Origin of the sequence: Streptomyces sp. NPDC058579 (genome assembly GCF_042718575.1) — a bacterium.
Lineage (GTDB): Bacteria > Actinomycetota > Actinomycetes > Streptomycetales > Streptomycetaceae > Streptomyces.
Map to the genome: position 1 here is coordinate 511,897 of NZ_JBHXPI010000002.1, position 21,226 is coordinate 533,122.

Genomic DNA, 21,226 nt, shown 5'->3' on the forward strand with positions numbered 1-21,226 from the left:
GGTCAAGATGACGAAATGGGTGGCTCGGGCTCGGGGTCGGGGTCGGGGGCGGAGTCGGGGCCGGGGCTGGGGTACCTGTACAGGTGGGCCGAGACGTCCTCGTGGGCCAGGCGGCGCAGGGACAGCAGGATCGGTTCGTACAGCACCGTGTACGCGACCGCCGCCTCGATCGCCTCCTCCAGGACCGGGTACTCGGCCATCACCTCGTACTCCTCGGCGGCGATCGGGTGCATCACCTCCGCGTACCGCCGGATGTCGTCGGCGCCGCCCCGGTAGCCCAGCTCGCGGAGTGTCAGGACCGCCCGGGTCAGCGCGGCGAGCGCGGGCGCCTCGTCGAACACCCGCCAGCCCATCCCGGTGAGCACCCCCCGCATCTCGGCGAAGGTCTCGTCCCAGAGCGCGCGTTCCGGGTCGGAGGAGTCGGGCGGGGAGGCCTGCGGGCCGAGCATGTACTGGGCGATCCCGACGCGCTCGTGTCGGCCGAACGCGGGGTCGTCCGAGACCGCCAGGACGTCGCGGGCCTGCTGGATCGTCATCCCGCCGACCGTGAGGAGCGCCCGGACCAGGCGCAGCCTGCGCAGGTGCTCCTCGCCGTACTCCGACTGTCGAGCGGTGACCGGGGTTCCAGGGGGCAGGAGCCCCTCGCGCAGGTAGTACTTCACGGTGGCCACGGACACGCCACCGCGGTCGCTCAACTCGGAGAGGCGCAAAAGGATTCCACCGATCCCATCGTCTCGACACGGTAGAGGAGTTCTATCCTCCCCTTAGAGGATAGTTCAGCTATCCAGTACGTGCCGTCAGGCGACGATGGCGGGGGTGGCGGGAGCCGCGGCGGTCTCGTCGACGAGGGGAGCGGGCAGCGGCTGACCCGAGGCCACGACCGGTGACGGCGACGGGGGCGGAGCCTGAGCCGGTACGGGCGCCGCCCCCGCTCCGGTCGTCAGGAGCACCACACCCCGCGCCGCCACCAGCGAGGCGGCGGCCGCGACCAGCCAGCCCCACGCGCCCGCGCGGAACGTCTCGCCGAGCAGCGCCACACCGATGACGGCGGCGGCGGCCGGGTTGGAGAGGTTCACGACGGCGAGCGGGGCGGCGAGCCCGCCGCGGTAGGCGGCCTGCGAGAGCAGCAGCCCGCCCACGGCGAAGCCGGAGATCAGCACGGCGATGAGGGCGGTCTGCCACCAGACCGGCGCCCCGCCCGGCAACTCCCGCGCGAGCGCGGCGGTGAGCGTCTGCGTCAGGGCGGAACCCACCCCGGAGGCGACCCCGGAAGCCGTGGCGTGCCCGAGCCCCCGCCCGCGCCGCCGCCCGCCCCGCAGTGCTCCGTACCGGCTCCCCGAAGCCAGGGTCGCGATCAGGAGGGCGGTCACGGCCGCGACGATCAGGGCCTCGCGCAGGGTCAGTGCTTCGCCGGGGGCCGCCGGCCCTGTGACCGAGACGAGGGCGACGAGCCCGGCCAGGGTCAGGAGCGCGCCGCGCCACTCCGCGCGGGTCACCCGGCGCCGCGCGCAGTACGCGCCCAGGGGCAGGGCTGCCACGAGCGTGAGCGCGCCCAGCGGCTGAACGAGCGTCAGCGGGCCGTAGTGGAGCGCGACCACGTGGGCGAGCGCGCCCGCCGCGTTGAGGCCGACCGCCCACCACCACTGGCTGCGCGCGAGCAGCGCGCGGAGCGCGCCACGGCCGCCGGTGGAGGCCGAGGCGAGCCGGGACTGGGCGACCGCGGCGAGGGCGTACCCGGCGGCGGAGACCAGGGAGAGCAGTACGGCGAACACCGTGCCGTCGAGGCCGTTCATCGCAGCGCCTCCGCCGGGCGGGGCGCCCTGGCGCGCGGCACGGTGCGGGGGCCGGTGGTGCCCGTGGTGCTGGTGGGAGCCTCGCCAGGCGGCCGTACGGCCGCGAGGGCGAGCCCGAGCAGGGCCGCCGCCGCGAGCGCGTCGAACCAGTAGTGGTTGGCCGTGCCGACGATGACCAGCAGGGTCAGCGCGGGATGCAGCAGCCACAGCCATCGCAGCCGCCCGCGCCCCGCCACGATCAGGCCGATCGCGACCATCAGCGCCCAGCCGAAGTGGAGCGAGGGCATCGCGGCGAACTGGTTCGCCATCGAGTCCGTCTCGGGCGTCGCGCCGTAGACCGACGGCCCGTACACCCGCGCGGTGTCGACGAGCCCCGTCGCCGCCAGCATCCGGGGCGGCGCCAGCGGCATCAGCAGATGCAGCGCGAGCGCGGCGGCGGTGAGCAGCGCGAGGATCCGGCGGGACCAGAGGTAGTGGGCGGGGCGGCGCCAGTAGAGCCAGGCGAGGAAGGCGACCGTGGCCGGGAAGTGCACGGCCGCGTAGTAGGTGTTGGCGGCCCGGACGAGCGCGTCGCCGTCGCCGTGCATGAGGAGCGCCTGGACCGCCCCCTCGCCGGGCAGATGGAACGCCCGCTCGACGTCCCAGATCCGGTCGGCGTTGGCAAAGGCGCGCAGTTCGTGGCCGTTGGCGAAGAGCCGGCCGAACTTGTAGACGAGGAAGAGCGCGGTGACGAGCAGCAGCTCACGCAGCAGGGGCGGTCGAGGGGGAGCGGCCGGCTCGGATCCCTCCGGGCGGGGCTGTGGTCTCCCCGGACGGGCCTTCGGTCCTTCCGGACCGGCCTTCGGTCCTTCCGGATCCAGATTCGGACCCGGCTCCGGTTCGGCGGGAAGTGTCCCCCGAGTCCCGCGTATCCCGGCAGCCATGGCGCGGCCCCCTCGCATCGTGCGTCAATCCGTCAATTCGTCAGCAAACGGAGGAAGCCTAGATCCGAATTGATCGAGACGCAACCGTCTCGATACGTTTGCGTCTCGATTGTGCACCCCCTACTCTCGTATGTGCAGAGAGCTGTCCGGGAGGAAGCCATGTCCACGCAGGCCGCGACCGCCGCCGCCCGCCGCAGCAAGATCACCCCCGAGCGGGAGACCGAGCTGTACGAGGCCGTGCTCTGCCTGCTCCGCGAGGGCGGCTACGACGCGGTGACCATGGAGGGAGTCGCGGCCCGCACCAAGTGCGGCAAGGCGACGCTCTACCGTCAGTGGGGGACCAAGCCGAAGCTCGTCACCTCTGCCCTCGCCAAGCAGCGCTGCACGTTCTTCGCCGGCATCGACACCGGCACCCTCGCAGGCGACCTCCGCGAGGCCGCCCACCTCGCCGCGACCCGCCGCGACCACGACGCCGAGCTGATGGAGGCCGTCAGCCAGGCCTACGTCCAGTACCCCGATCTGCGCGAGGCCCTCCGCGAGACCGTCATCAGCCCCGAGGTCGCGGCGATCGACGCGATCCTCCGCCGGGCCGTCGAGCGCGGCGAGATCGACGGGGAGAACCCGGCCATCGGCTTCGTCGCCCCCTGCTTCCTCGGCATGCTCCGCATCGAGCGGCTCTTCGAGGAACGGTTCGCGGACGCCTCGACCATGCGCGTCTTCGTCGACTCCGTCCTGCTGCCCGCGCTCATGCCGGCGGGGTGGACCGCCGAGGTGTGAGCGCCCGGCAGGTCCGGCACCCTGGACCCATGCCTTCCGCCGCCCCTGATGTACGCGTCCGCCGGATCTACGAAGCCCCGTCCCCCGAGGACGGCGTCCGGGTCCTCGTAGACCGCCTCTGGCCGCGCGGCCTGGCCAAGGCCGACGCCCACATCGACGAATGGCCCAAGGCCCTCACCCCCTCCACCGAACTGCGCCGCTGGTACCACGGAGCGGTGGAAGGCGCCTACGAGGAGTTCTGCCGACGGTACGAGGCCGAGCTCGCCGAACCCGCCGCCGCCGAGGCCCTCGAAGGGCTGCGCACCCTCGCCGCGCGCGGCCGCGTCACCCTCCTCACCGCCGCCAAGGACCCGTCCGTCAGCCACACGTCCGTCCTGGAGCGCGCGCTGACCGCCACGGGGCCGTAGCCAGGCGCACGCGTCGCCGGTCACGATGGGGGAGGGCGGGCACCCGGCAGGCGCCCGCGTTCCGCTCCTTCCCGTACTGGAGGCGCCGCGTGGACCCGACGACGTACGCACCCCACGAGCTGCTCGACGCGTTACAGCGCGACCCGTACCCCCTCTACAGCCGTGCGCGACGGACCGACGGTCTGACCTTCGTCCCCGAACTCGACGCCTGGCTGGTCGCCCGCGACGCCGACGTCCGCGAGGTGCTGCTGCGGCCCGAGGACTTCTCCTCCTCAGGCTCCCTGCGGCCCGACGTCATGCCCTCGCCCGCCGCGTTCGGCGTCCTCGCCCGCGGGTTCGCCGCGCGGTCGACCGTCGTCTCCACCGACGGCGCCGCCCACCGGCGCCACCGGGCCCCGATCAACCGGGGCCTCTCCGCCGCGCGGATCGCGGCCCTCGCGCCGTACGCCACCGAGGTCGCGACCGCCCTCGTCGACGGCTTCGCCGCCGACGGCCACACCGAACTCATGGCCTCCTACGCGGGCCGGCTACCCGGAGCCGTCATCGGCCGGCTCATCGGCTTGGCACCCGAGGACGTGCCGACGGCCCTGTACGGGAGCCACCGCGCGGAGCAACTCCTCTTCCGCCCCATGACGGAGGAGGAGCAACTCGCCGCAGCCGAGGACGTGGTGGCCCTCCACCACCTCCTGGACCGTTACGCCCGCGCCAGGCACACCGATCCGCGCGAAGACCTCTGCTCGATGATGGTCGCCTCCGTGGCCCCGGACAGGAGTGGCGAGCTCACCCTCGACGAACGCGCCGAACTGGTCGCCAACCTCCAGAACTTCCTCATAGCCGGCCACCTCACCACCACCGCGCTGATCGGCACGACCCTGCTCCACCTCCTGCGCCACCGCGACCAGTGGGAGCTGCTCCGCTCCCGGCCCGACCTCATACCCGGGGCGGTGGAGGAAGCGATCCGCTACGACACCGCCGTACAGGGCTTCCGCCGCACGACGACCAAGCCCGTTGTCCTCGCGGGCACCGAACTACCCCCAGGCGCCACCGTCTTCGTCGCCTACGGCTCCGCCAACCGCGACGAGGCACGCCACCGGGACGCCGACACCTTCGACATCACCAGGCCCGCGACACCCACCCGCCACCTAGGCTTCGGCCACGGCACCCACGGCTGCCCAGGCTCCCAGCTGGCACGCACTCAACTCCGCGTCACCCTGGAGTTGTTCACCCACCGCTTCCCCGACCTGCGGCTCGCCGAGGACCGGGAGGTCGTGATGCGGCCGACCCTGATCCACCGCTCGCCCCTGGAACTGCCCCTCACCTGGTGACCGCCGTCAGGGGCGCAGCAGGCGCGGCGCCTCGGCGGCGGCGTCCGTCACCTCGCCCGCCCGCTCCGCCAACGCGCGTGCCCAGCGGACGAGTCCGCCGACATCGATCCCGTACGGGTCGCCCTGCCCGGAGATCCGCGCGGCCCCGCGCAGCAGCAGCCGCGCGCCGCCATCGGCGTTGCCCCGGGCGGCATGCGTGAGCCCTACGGACAGCTGGGCGAGCCCCTGCCACAGATCCCGTTCCCCGGCGGGTCCGCTCTTCCAGGCGTCCTCGAAGACCTCGTGCGCGTGGAACGGCATCCCCGCGTCGAGCAGCCGCTGCGCCTCCCGCACGGTCTCACCGGGCGCCCGCACAACCCCCTCAGGCTGCCGAGGCACCCCCTCGACCCCGTACGGCAACGGCCGCCCCAACCCATCCCGCGGCCGCCCACTCCGCGCCCGCCCCTCGCCATCCCGGTCCCTCGACGTCCTGTCCACACCCCCATTCTCCCCGCCCCACCCGGCCTGCGCGAATGCCTCCCACCACGTCCCCGGGGGTGCGTCCCGACGTCGCACGGAGTGAGGTAATGTTCTCTTGCACGCCGCCACCGGGGAAAACCCGGAGGCACGGGCACCGGGACGTGGCGCAGCTTGGTAGCGCACTTGACTGGGGGTCAAGGGGTCGCAGGTTCAAATCCTGTCGTCCCGACTCGAAAGAGTCGCAGATCAGGGGCCGTTTCAGAGCAATCTGAAACGGCCCCTGACTCGTTCTTGGGGACCACTTGGGGACCAACTCGCCTTGACCGCGTCAGCGGGCGACCACGATCGGACTCGGCAGGGACCGGGGTGCGCGGAGCAGACCGCCGTCGGCCCGAGGCGAGGCGCCGAAGACGCTGAGATGTGCCGAGAGCGCGGCGCCCGCGGCGGTGATCTTGTGGACATCGGGGTGCAGGTACCGCTGGGGGGTGGTCAGCGAGCCATGGCCGGCGATCTTGCGCAGGACGTGCACCTGGACCCCGGCATCGGCGAACCAGGTGAGTCCGGTGTGCCGGAGGTCGTGGCGGCGAAGGTGCTCGTACGCCTCCGCTGGGTCAGAGGTGCGGATGTCTTGCCGAATGCCCGGGCCTGGTCCGTCAGCTGTGAGGTACGACGGCCACGGGGCAGGAGGCGTGGTGAATGAGGGCATGAGTGACCGAACCGATGTGGGAGCCCTTGGCCGCCCTGCGCCGGCCGACGACCACGAGACCCGCGCCCTGTGCGGCTTCGACGAGGTGCTCGGCTGCCCGCCCCGGAGCGGATACTTCGGACACGTCCACTGCCGGGAACCTGTCTCGGAATGGGTGCACCGCGTGTGAGAGCGCCGACGCCATGTCGGCGTCCTCGGCCGCTTTGTGGCGTTGAGTGAAGGGGGAGTGCCACGTGTGCACGATCTCCAACAGCACGCCATGCCGTCCGGCGAAGTCGAATGCGAACTCCAGGAGCTCGTCCTTCACTTCGGATACGTCGAGACCGAGGACCACTTTCCGGTTGCCCCTCTCATCGGTGGCTCCGGACCCGCTCTTCCCATTTCCAGGACGCACGAGAACCACTGGGCGCTTCGCGTCCGCGACGACCTCCTGGCCCACAGAACCGACAATGAAACCGCGGACACTACCAAGCCCATGAGAGCCAACGACCAGCAAATCCGCCTCCGCCGCGGCGGCCAACAGCACACTGTTGGGGGCATCCTCGATTTCATCGGCGGTCATCGCGAGGTCTGGCTGCCGGTCCCGGACACGTTGCTCGGTCGCAGCGAGTACCCCTTCCGCCTCGCCGGAGCGATCCTCGTGCGACACCTTCATGGCCCCCAACTGGTGCTGCGCCCACCGCGTGGCATACACCAGCCGCAGGTCGGTGCCGCGCAGCGCCGCCTCGTCGGCGGCCCAGTCCAATGCCGCCAGACTTCCCTCGGAGCCATCCACTCCCACGGTGACAGGTCGTGACATGCCGCTCTCCTCGCTTCGGGGCTGTCGTCAACGGGCCATCACATGGGCCCCATGGGCACCCACGCCCGAGATACCTGGTCACGAAGCTACCGAGTCGCTGAATCGCTGGGGTGCACCGCGTTTGGTGGCGCTACCGAAGTGCCCCATCTGGCGGACGACACTGAGACGGCGGCGCGTATGGCGTCGACAGCGGGAGGGGAAAAGACGAGTGCCGGGGTGGGAGGCATGTGGTGGGCGCGGGCGGCGGCCCCGCCGCTGTCGAGCTCGTAGTACAGCGGAGAGAAGGCCGGCACGGTGCACACCCACACCGTGCCGCCAGTCTGCAGCAGGCGCGAGGCGGAGTCGGTCTCCCGGCCGCCGTGAACGAGGTCGTCGACCAAGTGGACCGTCGACCAGACAGCACTGAGTGCAAGGGCTCCGACCAGGGTGATGGAGACCGCACGCAGGGAGGCGGTACGTCGGTCGATCCGGCGGGGATCGCCCGCGAGCAGCGCCGGCAGGAGCAGCCCCTCGACGACCGGGAAACCCAGCGAGGCGCCATGCGCAGGCCGTCGGGGAGCAGCACGGTCAGCACCATCGCAGCCAGGACGGCCGCGGCCATCGGCCAACGGGATTCGCCGAATGTCTCGTGCGGATCTGGGTGCTCGGCTGGCTCGGGAGAGTGGTTGCTGGTCATGTGGCACGAAGTCGGGGGTGCCCCGGAGCGACGCGAGAGCGAGCGACACGGCCAGTTCGGCGGTGCTGGTGTCATGAACGCCCCTGGCGTTGCAGAGCGTGACACCGGCGGGAACGAGGTTTACGAGGTCGTCGACGCCGGCTGAGAGGGACTGGACTACTCTCAGCCGCGGCGCGCTCGCAAGGATGGGTACGGAGGCATCCGTGCGGCCGTAGGGGACGACGAGGAATTCCACCGCTGCGAGGCTCTCCGCGTCCGGCGGTCTGAGGGCAGGCCGCGGGGGAGCTAATACTGCCCGCCGATGCCTTGATGGTCTGCCTGTTGAGCGATGGCCCGGCGGGCGGGGTCGGCGAACTCCCGCTCGACCGAATCCTGCAGCAGCCTCAGCTCTGCTCTCACAGCGGTGTGCTGCGGCGGCGGGAGGGCGTGGAGCAGGCCGTCGAGCATGGCGCGGAGCCGTCGGCAGATCTGCACGGACGAGCTTCCGTAGTCGCGGATCTCGCAGACGGCGAGCTGGAGGTAGTTCTCCCAGTCGCGCCCCGGCAGCACGAGTCGGGCGTGCCCGTGGCGATCGGCCAGCACGTGACGACCGGGGAGGGGCGTTCCGCCGACCGTGTGCAGGAACGACTCGATGTAGTTGACCACCTGCACTGCGGTCGTAGGGTCGTTCACCGCCGGCGAGAGGGCCCTGATGGCGACATCGACGAGGATCCTCAGGGCGAAGGCGGGGTCCTGTTCGATGGTGCGCTCGGCGCCGAGGGCGAAGAGACTGGTCACCCGGTCCGGGTCCGGTTTCGACGTTCCCCCGTGGACCTCGACGAGGACGGTGCCGGGCGGTACGAAGTCGCCGATCAGCCGGGTCACGACAAAGACGCAGTCGTGGCGCTCCGCCTCCGAGACCAACCCGGCCGCGTTGACTGCCTGGATGGCTCCACGCCGGCCGGTACGAATGCGCATCACCCGACCGCCGGACGGCACCGTTCCGTCACCGTGCGGCGCGGAGCTCCGGATCGCGGCGGTCCCGCTCGTGAAAACGGCCTCCCCGATACGTGAGACCACCTCGGCGATGGCCACCGGTCTGAGATTGTGGGTGAACTTGTTGAGGTAAATGAGCAGGAGCACGAGGCTGACGGCCACCGCCAGGCCGGCCAGAGTGACCCCGAGGTCGGGGACGGAATCGGCTTCGATGCTGCGCAGCAAGGAGAACGCGAACGCGAACGTCCCGGTGAAGGTCGCCAGCACCGCTTTCTGTAGCCGGTCCCGGTACCACAGGCGCATATAGCGGGGGGAGAGGGTTCCTGTCGCCTGCTGCACGACGAGTACGCCGATGGTCACGACGAATCCGAGCAAGGCCACCATCGCCCCGACGATGGCGGTGAGCACGCCGCTCGCCGTCGTCGCGGAGTAGTGCCAACCGCTCGGTGGCCAGTCCGCGCCGTCGGACGCGAGGGCGAGCTCAGCAAGCAGGGCGCCAACGACGAGACCGAACATCGGCACGATCCACAGGCTTGCCTTGACATATTGCCGCAACCTGAATCTGGCCGCCCAGGACGTCAGGACACCCACGTCACGCCCCCTTCACCCGGAGGACTCCGATGCTCATGAGGCACACGAGACGGCGGGCACCCTCGACGGGACCGCCGCTCTCACACGGTAGAGCGATTCCGGGACCGGTGCAGCGGCAGCGCTCCCGCCGCCACCCCGTGCGACGTCCTCGTCAGGACGGACCGACACCGTCGGCCTAAGCTGACCGAGTGGCGCCCGGTTCGCCTTGTCCCCCGTGTAACGCTGTCCGAGCGTGGTCGACCGGGTCTACTGGGGCCGAAAGGGGCTCACGATGGAGGACTACCCCCTGATCGAGAACCACGGTCTGATCGGTGATTTGCAGACCGCGGCTCTCGTGACCACCGATGCGACGATCGACTGGTTCTGCTGTCCGCGCTTCGATTCGCCCAGCGTCTTCGGTGCTCTCCTCGACCGGCGGAAGGGCGGACACGTCACCGTCAGGCCGGCCGCGGACACGTACACCACCAAGCAGCTCTACCACCCGGACACGGCTGTGCTGGTGACGCGCTTCATGACCGAGGCCGGGGCGGGTGAGGTGGTCGACTTCATGCCCGTGACCGGCACGACGGTGACGGATCGGCACCGTCTGGTCCGCATGCTGCGCTGTGTCCGCGGCAGTATGACGTTCGAGGGGGAGATCGCTCCGCGCTTCGATTACGGCCGCAAGCCCCACGAGCTGCACATCTCGGAGCACGGGGCCATGTTCACCTCGGAGGACATGGACCTCGCGGTCCACGCCGTCCGGGAGCCGCAGGACGACCGGCTGCTGAACAGCCTGTCCGGTGACGGGGACCTCCGTTTCAGCCTGACCCTGCAGGCGGGGCAGCAGCGCGGCATGATCATGGAGTCGTCCCCCGGCGGGCCGCCGCACGAGGTCCGGGTGTCCGAGTTCGAGCGGCTCTTCGACGAGACGGTCGGTTTCTGGCGCTCGTGGCTGGGCCAGTCCACCTACTCGGGCCGTTGGCGGGAGGCGGTGGAACGCTCGGCGGTGGCGCTGAAGCTCATGACCTACGCGCCCACCGGCGCCCTGGTGGCCGCACCCACGACGGGTCTGCCCGAGCAGTTGGGCGGCGAGCGCAACTGGGACTACCGGTTCACCTGGATCCGTGACGCCTCGTTCTCGGTGTACGCCTTGCTGGGCCTGGGTTTCAGGGAAGAGGCGAGGGCGTTCATCAACTGGCTTCACGACCGCGTCAAGGAGAAGGCCGGCGAAGGAGACGGCACCGGGCCGCTGAACATCATGTATCGCGTCGACGGCTCCTCCGACCTGGTCGAGGAGACCCTGGAGCATTGGGAGGGGTACTGCGGCTCCGCCCCGGTCCGCATCGGCAACGGAGCGGCGGGCCAGCTGCAACTGGACATCTACGGTGAGGCGCTCGACAGCATCTACTTCGCGCACCAGCACGGCATGCATCTCGACACCGGGGGCTGGCGGGGGCTGCACACTCTGCTCGACTGGCTGGTCGATCACTGGGATCAGCCCGATGAGGGGCTGTGGGAGACCCGTGGCGGCCGGAAGGATTTCACGTACGGCCGTGTGATGTCCTGGGTGGCGTTCGACCGTGCCCTGCGGATCGCCTACGACGACGGCCGTCCCGCGGCCGGTGGCCGCTGGGTGGAAGGGCGCGACGAGATCTACGCGCAGGTGCTCAGCCGGGGATGGGATCCTGGTAAGCGGGCATTCGTTCAGCACTACGACGACGATGTCCTCGACTCGTCGTTGCTGCGGATGCCGACGGTCGGGTTCATCACGCCGGACGATCCGATGTGGCAGTCCACCTTGGAGGCGATGGGGCGAGAGCTGGTCAGCGACAGCCTGGTCTACCGCTACAACCCCGAGGCGTCACCCGACGGACTGCGCGGCTCCGAAGGAACGTTCTCCCTCTGCACGTTCATGTACGTCGACGCCCTCGCCCGGGCCGGACGCACCGATCATGCCAGGCTGGTGCTGGAGAAGATGCTCAGCTACGCCAACCACCTGGGCCTGTACTCGGAGGAGATCGGTCTGACGGGGCGGCAGTTGGGCAATTTTCCGCAGGCTTTCACGCACCTGGCGCTCATCGACGCGGCGATCACCCTGGACAGGATGCTCGAGGAAATACGCAGGGGTGGAAAGTAGTCGCACGGAGCGCGTGGGCAACGTGCACTATCCGGCAGCTGTCGGGACGGAACCGAGGAGAACGACGGTGTCACCCTCCTGGGGGACGGCCTCCTGCCTCTCGGTGACCGGGTCCAACCGGTGGTCGGCCCGCACCACGAAGAGAGTCTCGTGCTCCGGCGGCAGCGGGGCGGAAGCGGGCTGCACCACGAACCGGGCGCCCCGCTCGTAACGCTCCGCAAGGACGTGACGGACGAGGGAACGGCCGAAGAGGATGTCGCCGCCGGTGTAGGGAGCGACCACGCCGTGGCTGTCGTGCGGCGGCCCCACCCGGAAGACGGGCCCCTCGACGTTGTCCTGCATCACGACCGAGGCGAGCGCGTTGAAGTCGTCGTCGTCGGTGGCCAGGAACACGGCCGTCACTCCCTCCAGCCGCGCCCCGGGGTTGATGGCAGTGGCCAGCAGGTCGCCTGTGGCCAGGTCGATCCCCGTCTCCTTGATGCGTTCGCGCTGCTCGTCGAGTCCCGCCCACATCAGCACGTCCAGTCCCGCGGACCGCAGAGCCCGTCCCAGGTCGACCACCCACGGCTCCCCGCCCACCAGAAGAATGCGCGTGCCCGCCTCTCTGACGACGCCCAGCCGTCGGGCCATGGGCGCCGCTGTGAGCGAGTAGAGCAGGACGGTTCCCACGATCACCAGAAAGGTGACGGGAAGGATCCTCCCGGCCCCGTTGACTCCCCGGTCGACCAGGTTGGAGGCGAAGGCCGATGCCGTGGCGGCCGCGACGATGCCGCGCGGGTCCATCCATCCGATGAAGGCCCGCTCGCCTCGTGTCAGACCCGAGTGCGTCGTCGAGAGGTAAGCCACGAGCGGCCGCACCACCAGGACGAGGATCGCGATGAGGGCGAGCGAGGGAAGAAGGACCGGTACCAGGGATGCCGGGGTGACGGTGGAGGAGATGGAGACGAACAGCAGACCGATGATCAGCTGGACGAGGGTCTCGAGGAAGGGGCGCCGAGCGGGCATGTCGAAGCCGCGGATGTTGGCGACGGCCAGTCCCGTGACGATCGCGGCGATGAGCCCCGTGTCGTCCCGCACGATGTCGCAGCCCGCCGACACGGCGATCACCGCGGCCAGTTGAGACAACGTCCCCAGGGTCTCGCCGAGTCTCAGGGTGCGCAGTGCGAACCACAGCAGGGCGGTTCCCACGGCCCCGCCGACCAGCCCTACGGCCATGCTGATGGCGAACTGGCCCAGCTGGTATCCCCGGCCGATGTCGACCTGGTGCGTCGTGGCGATGGCGTGGAAGGTGAGCGCGCCGAGGATGCCGCCGATCGGGTCGGTCAGCGTTCCCTCCCAGATCAGGATGCGTCGCACCTTGTCGGTCGGCCGCACGAAGTCGAGCAGCGGACCCACGACGGTGGGGCCCGAGACGACGAGGATCACGCCGAGCATCGAGGCCACGCGGAGGGGCACGTCGAACATCGCGGGTGACACCAACGCCGTGACCAGGACCGTCAGCAGCACGCCGTACACCAGGAGTCGTCCCACGATGCCGCGGGTGTGGCCCTTGAGCTTGCGCAGGTCGAGCCCCAGACCCGCGTCGTAGAGGATCACCGCGACGGCCAGCGAGACGAGGGCGGAGAAGGTCGGCCCCATCAGCCTGTCCGGATGGATGACGTCCGTGATCGCGCCGGCGGCGAAGCCGACCGGCAGCAGGATGATCAGGGCCGGGACGCGCAGCTTGCTCGCCAGGATCTGCGAGCCGGTGGCGAGCACCAGCGTCAGGGCGAGTCCGAGAAGGATCTCGTCGTCGGTCACAGTGGCTTCCTCCGTCGGAGTCCGGGCCTGAGGTGGGTGTCCCGCGCGGGTACGGGAGCTCAGTGGCCGGACGCGGCGTCACCTTCAGGGCTGCTTCCCCCGCGCAGTTCGGCGTCGGTGAGCTCTTCCAGCTCGCCGTGGGTGTCCAGCCAGTAGAGGAGGATGACGGCCGGCATGACGAGGACCAGGGCCACCAGGGTGACGATCGCCAGCCACGTCAGCGTGGCGGGTGCGCCCGCGGCGTCGGCCACGGTCAGTGAGGTGGGGATGAGGTAGGGGCGCTGGGCCATGCCCCAGGCGATGACGGCGGAGGCGACGACGCCGACCGCCGTGACGCGCACCCACGCGTTCGGCGTCCGCAGGAGCAGCCAGGCCGTCGCGAGTGCGGCCACGCCGGCAAGGACGACGAAGAGCAGCCCCAGGCCGTGGGTGAGCCCGTGCCACACATGGGGCGAGTCCTCGTGGGTGACGAATCCGGTGATCACGGCCAGGACGGTGAGGACGGCGAGAGCACTCAGCGCCCGCAGCCGGAAGTAGCCGACCAGATCGGGAGCGTCGAACCGACGGGCGTCCCCGGTGAGGAACACCGAGCCCAGGAGGGCCGTGGTTGCGATGGCGACCAGCCCGAACATCACGGAGGTGGGGTTGGCCCAGGCGTCCGCCGAAGCCTCGGTGCCGCGTGCCGCCCGCCCCGACGCGACTCCGCCGACGGCGGCCCCGAGGAAGAACGGCGTGACGACCGAGGCCACGGCGAACACGGCACCGTACAACCGTCGACCGGCGAGCCGCTGGGTGGGCTTGCGGAACGCGAAGCCGGCGCCGCGCAGGACGAGGCCCATGGCGGCCAGCGCCAGCGGGAGCCACATCGCGGAGAACAGGGTCTGGAAGAGGACGGGGAAGCCGGTCCACATGATGACGAGGACGAAGATCAGCCAGACGTTGTTGACCTCCCAGACGGGAGCCATGGCATGGTCGATGAGCCATCGGGGCCGCTTGCCGCGTTCCGTGCCCCCGGCGGTCAGATCCCAGAAGCCGGCCCCGTAGTCCGTGCCGCCCCCGCAGGCGTACGCAGCCACGGCGAGGAGCAGCACCACGGCGATGAGGTCGGCGGTCATGGGCGGCCGTCCTCTGACCGGGCGGCTCCGCCGCCGGTAGGGGCGTCGCCCGCTGGGATTGGCTCCCGCGGCCCGTAGGGGGTGTCCGCCTCCGGCGCGTGGACCGCACCTCCCGCGGCCCGTCGCTCGTCGGCGAGCCGCCAGCGCGTGCGCATCTTGAGCAGGATGACGAGGAACGAGCCGAAGAGGAAGACGTACACGACGATCACCACCCCGAGCATGATCCACAGGGTGGTGGAGCGGGTCGAGGTCACGGCCTCGGCGACGCGCATGTTCTGGTAGACGATCCAGGGCTGGCGTCCCACCTCGGTGGCGATCCAGCCGCACTCGACGGCCACGACGGAAGCCACGCCCGCACAGGCCGCGGAGCGGTAGAACCACTTCGAGGCGGGCAGGCGGCGGTGCCGCAGCCAGACCAGCCCGTACCAGAGCGCGAGCAGGACCAGTACGGAGCCGATCACGACCATGAGGTCGAAGGCCCAGTGGGCGATGGTCGCCTGAGTGGCCGTGGGCCGCTGGTCCGCAGGGACGGAGGTCAGCCCCACGACCTTGGTGTCCGGACTGAATCCGGCCAGGATGGAGTCGAGCAGGGGGATCTTGATGCCGCCCTTGACGGTCCCGTCCTCCTGCAGGCGTCCGAAGAGGTACTCCGGCACCCGGGTGTCGGTCTCCCAGACGATCTCCAGCGCGGCGAACTTCACCGGCTGCTTGTGGAACACCGACCGGGCGATGGAGTCGCCCAGGACGAACTGCACCGGAGTGGCCACCGCGGCGATGGTGAACGGAACGGCGAAACCGAGCCGGTGGTAGTGGTCCCGGCGGCCGCGCAGCCAGCCCACGGCGTAGACGCCCGACACCACGAACCCCGCGGTGATGATCATCGCTACGACGAAGTGCCAGTACTGCGGCCCGAACATCGGGGTGAAGATGGCCTTCCAGACGTTCACGTCGACCGGGTTGCCCTCGGAGTCCAGGGAGAAGCCCTGTGGTGTGTTCATCCATGAGTTGGCGGCCAGAATGCCGAACGCGCCGAGGAGCGCTGTGGCCGGGAGGGGCAGCCCGAGCAGGAAGTGCGTACGGGGCTTCAGCCGCCGCCATCCGTACAGATAGATGGCGATGAGCACGGCCTCCAGGAAGAACGCCCAGGCTTCGACGCCGAATCCGATGCCGAATACATCACCCCACCTGCCCATCAGCCCCGGCCAGAGCAGGCCGAACTCGAAGGAGAGCACCGTGCCGGTGACGATGCCGAGCGCGAACTGCACGGCCATGACGGCCGACCAGCGCCGCGCCAGAAGCAGCGCCGTCTCGTCCTTGCGGCGCAGCCCGCGGTAGTGCATCACCAGGGTGATGAAGGGGAAGGCCACGCCCAGGGGCACCAGGATGATGTGGGACGCCAGGGTGAAGGCCATGAGCTCTCGGGCGGGCAGAAGTTGGGCCGGGGCGTCCGCCAGCAGGTGGAACGAGGTGGACATGCACGCCTTCGCTGTTCGTCACGGTCCGGGAGAGGGTCAGCCGCCGGTGGCGAAACCCGGGAGAGGGTCAGCCGCCGGTGGCGAAGCCCGGGAAGAGGGTCATCCCGCCGTCGACGTACAGGGTGGTTCCCACCACGTAGTCCATGAGGTCGGAGGAGAGTGCGACGACGGCGTGGGCGATGTCCTCGGGGTCACCGATCCGGTGGTACGGGATGAGCCTCAGGAGGTCCTCACGGGCCTCGGGCGTCTCCCAGGCGTCGCGGTTGATCGGCGTCCTGATCGCCCCGGGGGCGACCGCGTTCACCCGGATCTTCTCCGGTGCGAGCTCCTGGGCCAGGGTCTGCATCATCATCTGCACACCTCCCTTGGAGGAGGCGTAGTTGACGTGTCCGGCCCAGGGGATGATCTGGTGCACCGAACTCATGCAGATGATCTTCCCGGCGGAGGAGGACACCTCGGGGACCACGCCGCGACGCCGGAACTCCTTGGCCGCTTCCCGTGCGCACAGGAACTGACCGGTGAGATTGACGTCGATCACCTTCTGCCACTGGCCGAGGGTCATGTCGGTGAGCCGGGCGTCCCTCTGCAACCCCGCGTTGGCGACGAGCACGTCGATGGTCCCGAACTCCTCGACCATCCGGTCCATCATGGCCGTGACCTGGTCCTCCTGGGACACGTCCGCCTCGTAGGCCGCCGCACGCACCCCGAACGAAGCGATCTCCTCGACCACTTCCTCGGCGGCCTCTCGGCCCGCCACGTAGTTCACGACCACGTCGGCGCCGGCTCGGCCCAAGCCGATGGCCGTGGCCTTGCCGATGCCCGAATTGGCGCCGGTGACCAGCGCCTTCTGGCCCTGCAACAGACGTGTGGGGATCACACCCTGCGGTGCTCCCCCAGTGGATTCCACGATGCCCTGCCTCCTCGCCCGGACGCGCTCCACCCGGCTTCGGCCGGGCGGACACGGGGGCCACGCAATCACCGGCTGCGGCCGTCCGCGTTCCCCGAGCAGCGCCGTTGGGCCGTTGGGCCGAGCATCTTCGTCCGATCGGGCCAGCGGGGCCGGACCTCGGCCTCAGCCCAGCCGCTCCAGGAGGTGGTCGCCGACCCGTAGGGCATTGGCCATCGCCGTCAAGGACGGGTTGACCGCGCCGATGCTCGGGAAGAAGCTCGTGTCGACCACGTAGAGGTTGTCGAGGTCGTGGGCTTTGCAGTGGACGTCCAGCGCGGAGGCGGCGGGATCGGTCCCGAAGCGCACGGTGCCCGCCTGGTGCGCCGTCGCGCCGATCGGCATGCCCTTGTGCAGATAGATGCTGTGCGACAGCAGGTGGTGCTCGTGCATGCCCAGGTCGCCGAGCATGCCCTGCAGCTTGTGCCTCAGCCGCTTCAGGCCCTCGATGTTGTTCTTCTCGTCGAGAGCGAGACGGATGCGGCCGTCGCCGTCGAGGGTGACCCGGTTGTCGGCGAGCGGCAGGTCCTCCCCGCACAGCCAGAAGTCGACGGCATGATGCGCGAGCACCTCGAAGGGCATGTCCGGCGTGACCGTGCCGGCCCATCGCGGGGCCTCGCCGTGGATCTGCTCGGCGTCGGACTTGCCGAGCATCTGGATGCCGCCCAGCGGGAACTCCCAGTCGTCCGCGCCGAGGTACCAGTCGTGCAGCGCCAGCGTCTTCTGGAACTGGGTGTCGTTGGGCTCCTTCGACACCGCCATCAGAGCCAGGTTGTTGTGCCGCATGTAGTTCCGGCCGACCACGTCGGAGCTGTTCGCGAGACCGCGGGGATGGTGCTCGTTCGCCGAGGCCAGCAGCAGCGCCGCGGAGTTGACCGCGCCGCAGGAGACGACCACCACGTCGGCCGTGAACCGGACCTCCGAGCCGTCGGGGAGCCGGCCGACGACCGCGCTGACACTGCGTCCCCGCGCATCGGTCTCCAGCCGCACCACCTGAGTCTGCGTGACCATGTCGACGTTGGAGTGCTCCAGGGCAGGCTCGACACAGATCACCTCGGCGTCGGACTTGCCACGCACCAGACACGGGAAGCCGTCCACCCGATTGCATCGGATGCAGACGCTGGAGTGGGTGGCCCGCCCGCCGTTCTCCTGGCTGAGATCGACACCGATCGGCAGGTGGAAGGGGTGCAGGCCACGCTTCTCGAGGTCGTCGCTCAACTGCTGGATGCGCGGCTCGTGCTCCACGGGCGGATGGGCGTACGGAGCGCTCACAGGGCCCTCGGTCGGGTCCTCGCCGTGCCGTCCGTGCACCAGGTAGAGGTGCTCGGCCTGCGTGTAGTACGGCTCCAGATCCTCGTACCGGATCGGCCAGGCGGGGGAGAGGCCACCGTGGTGCCGGAGCTCACCGAAGTCCTCGGGCCGCAGCCGGAAGAGGGCGGCGCCGTAGAACTTGGTGTTCCCGCCGACGTAGTAGTTGACCTCGGGCGGGAACTCGCTGCCGTTCTTGTCCAGCCAGAACTCCGGTGCCCGGTACTTGCCCTTCACGAACACGGCCGTCGAGTCCCAGTTGTCCCGCTCGCGCGGCAGGTAGTCGCCACGCTCGACGAGGAGGACGCGTTTGCCGGACGGGGCGAGCCGGTGGGCGAGAGTGCCCCCGCCGGCGCCGGTACCGATGATGATGACGTCGTAGTGAGGGGCGTCGCCCACGACGACCACCGTCCTTGTGATCATGGCCCTGATCCGAAGATCAGGTCCTGTCCCCCCGCTGTGCGGGGGCCGGGAGGTCTCACCCGCTTGAACGTATCCGCCCTCCCCGTGCACGGCGACCGGGGGACACCCTGCCCGGTACGGCGTTCACAGCACCGCGATCGGGTTCACGGGTGATCCCGTGCCTCCGGGCAGCCGCAGCGGGGCGACCACGCACAGGAAACTCCAGCGCCCCGCCCGCGCGCACAGCCGGGCCAGGTCCTCGAACCGCAGGTAGTCCATCAGATGGACGCCCATGGCCTGCACGGCCAGGACATGGACGGGGAAGGCGATGCCCTCCACCGCGCTGGGCGCGGTGTCGTTGTTGCCGTCCCCGCCCAGGACCGAGACCTGGCGCTCGGCCAGGAACTCCATGGCGGTCGCGTGGAGGCCGGCCCGAGCCGCCGCCGCGTTCCACGGCCCGAGTTCCCTACGGCGGAGACGATGGCCCACCCGGACGAAGAGCAGGTCCCCCGGTCCGACACGAACCCCTTGCGCGGCCTCGGCGCGCGTCAGATCGTCCGGCGTCACATGGTCGCCCGGCTCAAGCCACGGCACGCCACGCAGCCGGGGGATGTCCAGCAGCACGCCCCGACCGACGATGCCGTCCGCGACCAGCTCCACGGAGAGCGCACGGGCCCCCTGGGCCGTCACGCTGCTCGCCGGTACCCCGCCGTACAGCTCCCCGTCGAACACCACGTGGCAGAGGGCGTCGAGGTGGCTGTCCGCGTCCCCGTGCACGTTCATGGCGAAGCGGTCGGTGGCGAAGTGGACACCCTCGGCACCGAGGTCATCCGGGGCGGGGCCGGTCATCCGGTGCACCGCGGGCTCGGGGTCGTCGGGGCCCGGCACGGTCTCGATCGGAGCGGCCAGCGACACCGTGCGTCCGAGGCGGACCTCCGAGACGGCGGCCACGACCCGATCGGGCGTCACGTGGCGGAGCGCGCCGGTCCGACCGTCCCCCGTCGACCGCGCCGCTCCGCGTCGCAGCCGCTCGTAGAGCGCCCTGAACTCGTGCGCGGGCATATCGGGACCGGGCACGGCCGAGGGCTGTGCGGTCGGGGTCATGGCCGCTCCCAGGGGCTGAGGCCCCATCGGAGCACATGCGTGTCGCCCGGCTCGAGCACGGTGAGATCCGTGCCGCTGCGAAAGGCGTCCGGCGGACAGGACATGGCCTCCACGGCGACACCACGCCGCCGTCTCTCGGGTTCCGCCAGCGTGTCGCCCGTGTACACCTGTACATACCGGGTGCCTTCGCCGAGCCACAGATCGACACCCCGCAGCCCGGAAGGGTGGGCCAGGCGCACGACGGCCCGGCCGTCGGGGCCGCGGTCGAGGCCGGTGAAGGCCGTGTCCAGCCGCAGATCGCCGATGGGGCGGGCCGCGCGGAAGTCGTACGCGGTCCCGTCGACCGACTCCTTGCCGATCGGCAGCCCCCGGTCGTCGGTACGGAGGAGGTACCTGGCGGGAACGGTCAGCAGCGCGGTGTCGACGAGGTCGGTGCCGACTGTCAGATAGGGGTGCTGACCCACTCCGTAAGGCGCAGGACCCGTACCGGCGTTGGTGGCGAAGACGGCGGTCTCGAGCCCGTCGGGGCCGAGCCGGTACTCGGCGCAGACATCGAGGAGGAAGGGATATCCGGGCTGAGGGCAGAGCGTCGTGCCGACCCGGACCGCGTCGTCGGTACGGGCCAGCAGCCTCCACAGGGACCAGCGCAGCAGCCCGTGGATCGCGTTGCCCTTCTCCGGTTCCGTCAGAGCGAGTCGCAGGTCCCGGTCGCCGAAGCGGTAGCGTCCGCCGCCCACCCGGTTCGGCCAGGGTACGAGCAGCTGCCCCCGCCCGCCCGTGACGGCGGACCCGGCGGAGAACCCGTCGAGCAGAGGGCGGCCGTTCATGACGTAATCCCGCAGGGCGCCGCCCAGCTGGACCACGACCGCGCTCTGCTCTTCATGCTCCAACCGCCACAGCGCACCCGTCGGGCTGGACGACGCGGAAGGGTCGTCGGGCACGACGGTCTGGACGGCCCGCTCCGTGACGGATCCGGCCTGTGGCCTCCCGGAGCCGGCTTCCCGGCGCATCAGCGAAAGCACCGCCGTGACGACGGCCTCCGGAGGCTGATCGATCTCCACCACCAACGGGTGCTCGTCGGGCTCCGGCTCCTGCAGATCCGCGAGCTGCGTCCCCAACAAGTCCGCAGGGAAGAAGTGACCGTGCCGTGTGACAAGCCGGGAACGCAGCACGTCGGGTGAGCCGTGCAGGTACACCAGAAGAACCTCGGGGCGCCCTGCCAGCAGCGGGTCCCGGTAGGCACGCTTCAGCGCGGAACAGGTCACGACGGCGTTCCGACGGGCCGCGATCGCCCCGTCCATCCACTCCCCGATCGCTTCGAGCCACGGCTCCCGTTCGCTGTCCGTGAGGGCATGCCCGGCGGCCATCTTGGCTCGATTGGCCTCGGAGTGGAACTCGTCGGCGTCCCGGTACGCCCAGCCCAGTCGATCGGCCAGGAGGCGCCCCACTGTCGACTTGCCCGACCCTGCGACGCCGACGACGAGCACCAGTCGAGGCAGCTGCTCTGTCACGGTTCCGTGTGTCAC

19 protein-coding genes and 1 tRNA gene are annotated in these 21,226 nt (G+C 70.4%); 5 read left to right on the forward strand and 15 right to left on the reverse strand.

What is annotated here, in order from left to right; genetic code table 11:
• Nucleotides 1-2 precede the first annotated feature (2 nt).
• From ACFWRO_RS05125 to ACFWRO_RS05135, 3 genes are all read right to left on the reverse strand, one after another.
• Nucleotides 3-710, reverse strand: a complete 708-nt coding sequence (locus ACFWRO_RS05125) for a MerR family transcriptional regulator (protein WP_384504416.1) — start codon at nucleotides 708-710, stop codon at nucleotides 3-5.
• A gap of 87 nt (nucleotides 711-797) precedes the next feature.
• On the reverse strand, nucleotides 798-1,793 hold the full coding sequence (locus tag ACFWRO_RS05130) for a DMT family transporter (protein ID WP_384504417.1): 996 nt from the start codon (nucleotides 1,791-1,793) through the stop codon (nucleotides 798-800).
• Nucleotides 1,790-2,716, reverse strand: a complete 927-nt coding sequence (locus tag ACFWRO_RS05135; RefSeq protein ID WP_384504419.1) for a phosphatase PAP2 family protein — start codon at nucleotides 2,714-2,716, stop codon at nucleotides 1,790-1,792. Before ACFWRO_RS05135 ends, ACFWRO_RS05130 begins: the two co-directional genes overlap by 4 nt.
• A gap of 159 nt (nucleotides 2,717-2,875) precedes the next feature.
• Here ACFWRO_RS05135 and ACFWRO_RS05140 point away from each other — a divergent pair, with 159 nt between their 5' ends.
• The 3 genes from ACFWRO_RS05140 (at nucleotide 2,876) to ACFWRO_RS05150 (ending at nucleotide 5,225) form a co-directional block, all read left to right on the forward strand.
• A complete protein-coding gene (locus tag ACFWRO_RS05140) occupies nucleotides 2,876-3,493 on the forward strand; it encodes a TetR/AcrR family transcriptional regulator (protein ID WP_384504421.1) in 618 nt (205 codons plus the stop codon).
• A 29-nt stretch (nucleotides 3,494-3,522) separates the two neighbouring features.
• Complete coding sequence (locus tag ACFWRO_RS05145) at nucleotides 3,523-3,900, forward strand: DUF488 domain-containing protein (protein ID WP_384504423.1); 378 nt, start codon at nucleotides 3,523-3,525, stop codon at nucleotides 3,898-3,900.
• Between the two features lie 89 nt (nucleotides 3,901-3,989).
• Nucleotides 3,990-5,225: a cytochrome P450 gene (locus ACFWRO_RS05150; RefSeq protein ID WP_384504425.1), complete on the forward strand. Its 1,236-nt coding sequence runs from the start codon at nucleotides 3,990-3,992 to the stop codon at nucleotides 5,223-5,225.
• 6 nt (nucleotides 5,226-5,231) lie between these two features.
• On the opposite strand, the gene ACFWRO_RS05155 is transcribed toward ACFWRO_RS05150, so the two are convergent.
• Nucleotides 5,232-5,702, reverse strand: a complete 471-nt coding sequence (locus ACFWRO_RS05155) for a DUF309 domain-containing protein (RefSeq protein ID WP_384504427.1) — start codon at nucleotides 5,700-5,702, stop codon at nucleotides 5,232-5,234.
• A 137-nt stretch (nucleotides 5,703-5,839) separates the two neighbouring features.
• Here ACFWRO_RS05155 and ACFWRO_RS05160 point away from each other — a divergent pair.
• Nucleotides 5,840-5,913, forward strand: a tRNA-Pro gene (locus tag ACFWRO_RS05160).
• Nucleotides 5,914-6,012: 99 nt separating this feature from the next.
• Here the strand turns inward: ACFWRO_RS05160 and ACFWRO_RS05165 are convergent.
• From ACFWRO_RS05165 to ACFWRO_RS05180, 4 genes are all read right to left on the reverse strand, one after another.
• Complete coding sequence (locus ACFWRO_RS05165; protein WP_384504429.1) at nucleotides 6,013-6,390, reverse strand: site-specific integrase; 378 nt, start codon at nucleotides 6,388-6,390, stop codon at nucleotides 6,013-6,015.
• Nucleotides 6,338-7,189: a universal stress protein gene (locus tag ACFWRO_RS05170; RefSeq protein WP_384504431.1), complete on the reverse strand. Its 852-nt coding sequence runs from the start codon at nucleotides 7,187-7,189 to the stop codon at nucleotides 6,338-6,340. The genes ACFWRO_RS05165 and ACFWRO_RS05170 overlap by 53 nt, the downstream gene beginning before the upstream one ends.
• An 86-nt stretch (nucleotides 7,190-7,275) precedes the next feature.
• A complete protein-coding gene (locus tag ACFWRO_RS05175; RefSeq protein WP_384504433.1) occupies nucleotides 7,276-8,100 on the reverse strand; it encodes a hypothetical protein in 825 nt (274 codons plus the stop codon).
• Between the two features lie 50 nt (nucleotides 8,101-8,150).
• Nucleotides 8,151-9,431, reverse strand: a complete 1,281-nt coding sequence (locus ACFWRO_RS05180) for a DUF2254 domain-containing protein (RefSeq protein WP_384504435.1) — start codon at nucleotides 9,429-9,431, stop codon at nucleotides 8,151-8,153.
• A 271-nt stretch (nucleotides 9,432-9,702) separates the two neighbouring features.
• Between ACFWRO_RS05180 and ACFWRO_RS05185 the strand changes: the two genes are divergently transcribed.
• A complete protein-coding gene (locus tag ACFWRO_RS05185; RefSeq protein WP_384504437.1) occupies nucleotides 9,703-11,550 on the forward strand; it encodes a glycoside hydrolase family 15 protein in 1,848 nt (615 codons plus the stop codon).
• Nucleotides 11,551-11,577: 27 nt separating this feature from the next.
• On the opposite strand, the gene ACFWRO_RS05190 is transcribed toward ACFWRO_RS05185, so the two are convergent.
• The 7 genes from ACFWRO_RS05190 to ACFWRO_RS05220 all read right to left on the reverse strand — a co-directional run bounded on the left by ACFWRO_RS05190 (nucleotide 11,578) and on the right by ACFWRO_RS05220 (nucleotide 21,211).
• Nucleotides 11,578-13,350 carry a cation:proton antiporter gene (locus ACFWRO_RS05190; protein ID WP_384504439.1) on the reverse strand — a complete coding sequence of 591 codons (1,773 nt, stop codon included), beginning with the start codon at nucleotides 13,348-13,350 and terminating at the stop codon, nucleotides 11,578-11,580.
• Between the two features lie 59 nt (nucleotides 13,351-13,409).
• On the reverse strand, nucleotides 13,410-14,465 hold the full coding sequence (locus tag ACFWRO_RS05195; protein WP_384504441.1) for a cytochrome d ubiquinol oxidase subunit II: 1,056 nt from the start codon (nucleotides 14,463-14,465) through the stop codon (nucleotides 13,410-13,412).
• Complete coding sequence (locus tag ACFWRO_RS05200; protein WP_384504443.1) at nucleotides 14,462-15,940, reverse strand: cytochrome ubiquinol oxidase subunit I; 1,479 nt, start codon at nucleotides 15,938-15,940, stop codon at nucleotides 14,462-14,464. Before ACFWRO_RS05200 ends, ACFWRO_RS05195 begins: the two co-directional genes overlap by 4 nt.
• A 67-nt stretch (nucleotides 15,941-16,007) precedes the next feature.
• Entirely contained in the window at nucleotides 16,008-16,802 is a 795-nt protein-coding gene (locus ACFWRO_RS05205) for an SDR family oxidoreductase (RefSeq protein WP_384504520.1), read from the reverse strand.
• Nucleotides 16,803-17,012: 210 nt separating this feature from the next.
• A complete protein-coding gene (locus ACFWRO_RS05210; protein WP_384504445.1) occupies nucleotides 17,013-18,617 on the reverse strand; it encodes a GMC oxidoreductase in 1,605 nt (534 codons plus the stop codon).
• A gap of 123 nt (nucleotides 18,618-18,740) precedes the next feature.
• On the reverse strand, nucleotides 18,741-19,658 hold the full coding sequence (locus tag ACFWRO_RS05215) for a cyclase family protein (RefSeq protein ID WP_384504522.1): 918 nt from the start codon (nucleotides 19,656-19,658) through the stop codon (nucleotides 18,741-18,743).
• A gap of 38 nt (nucleotides 19,659-19,696) precedes the next feature.
• Entirely contained in the window at nucleotides 19,697-21,211 is a 1,515-nt protein-coding gene (locus tag ACFWRO_RS05220; protein ID WP_384504446.1) for a gluconokinase, GntK/IdnK-type, read from the reverse strand.
• Nucleotides 21,212-21,226 lie beyond the last annotated feature (15 nt).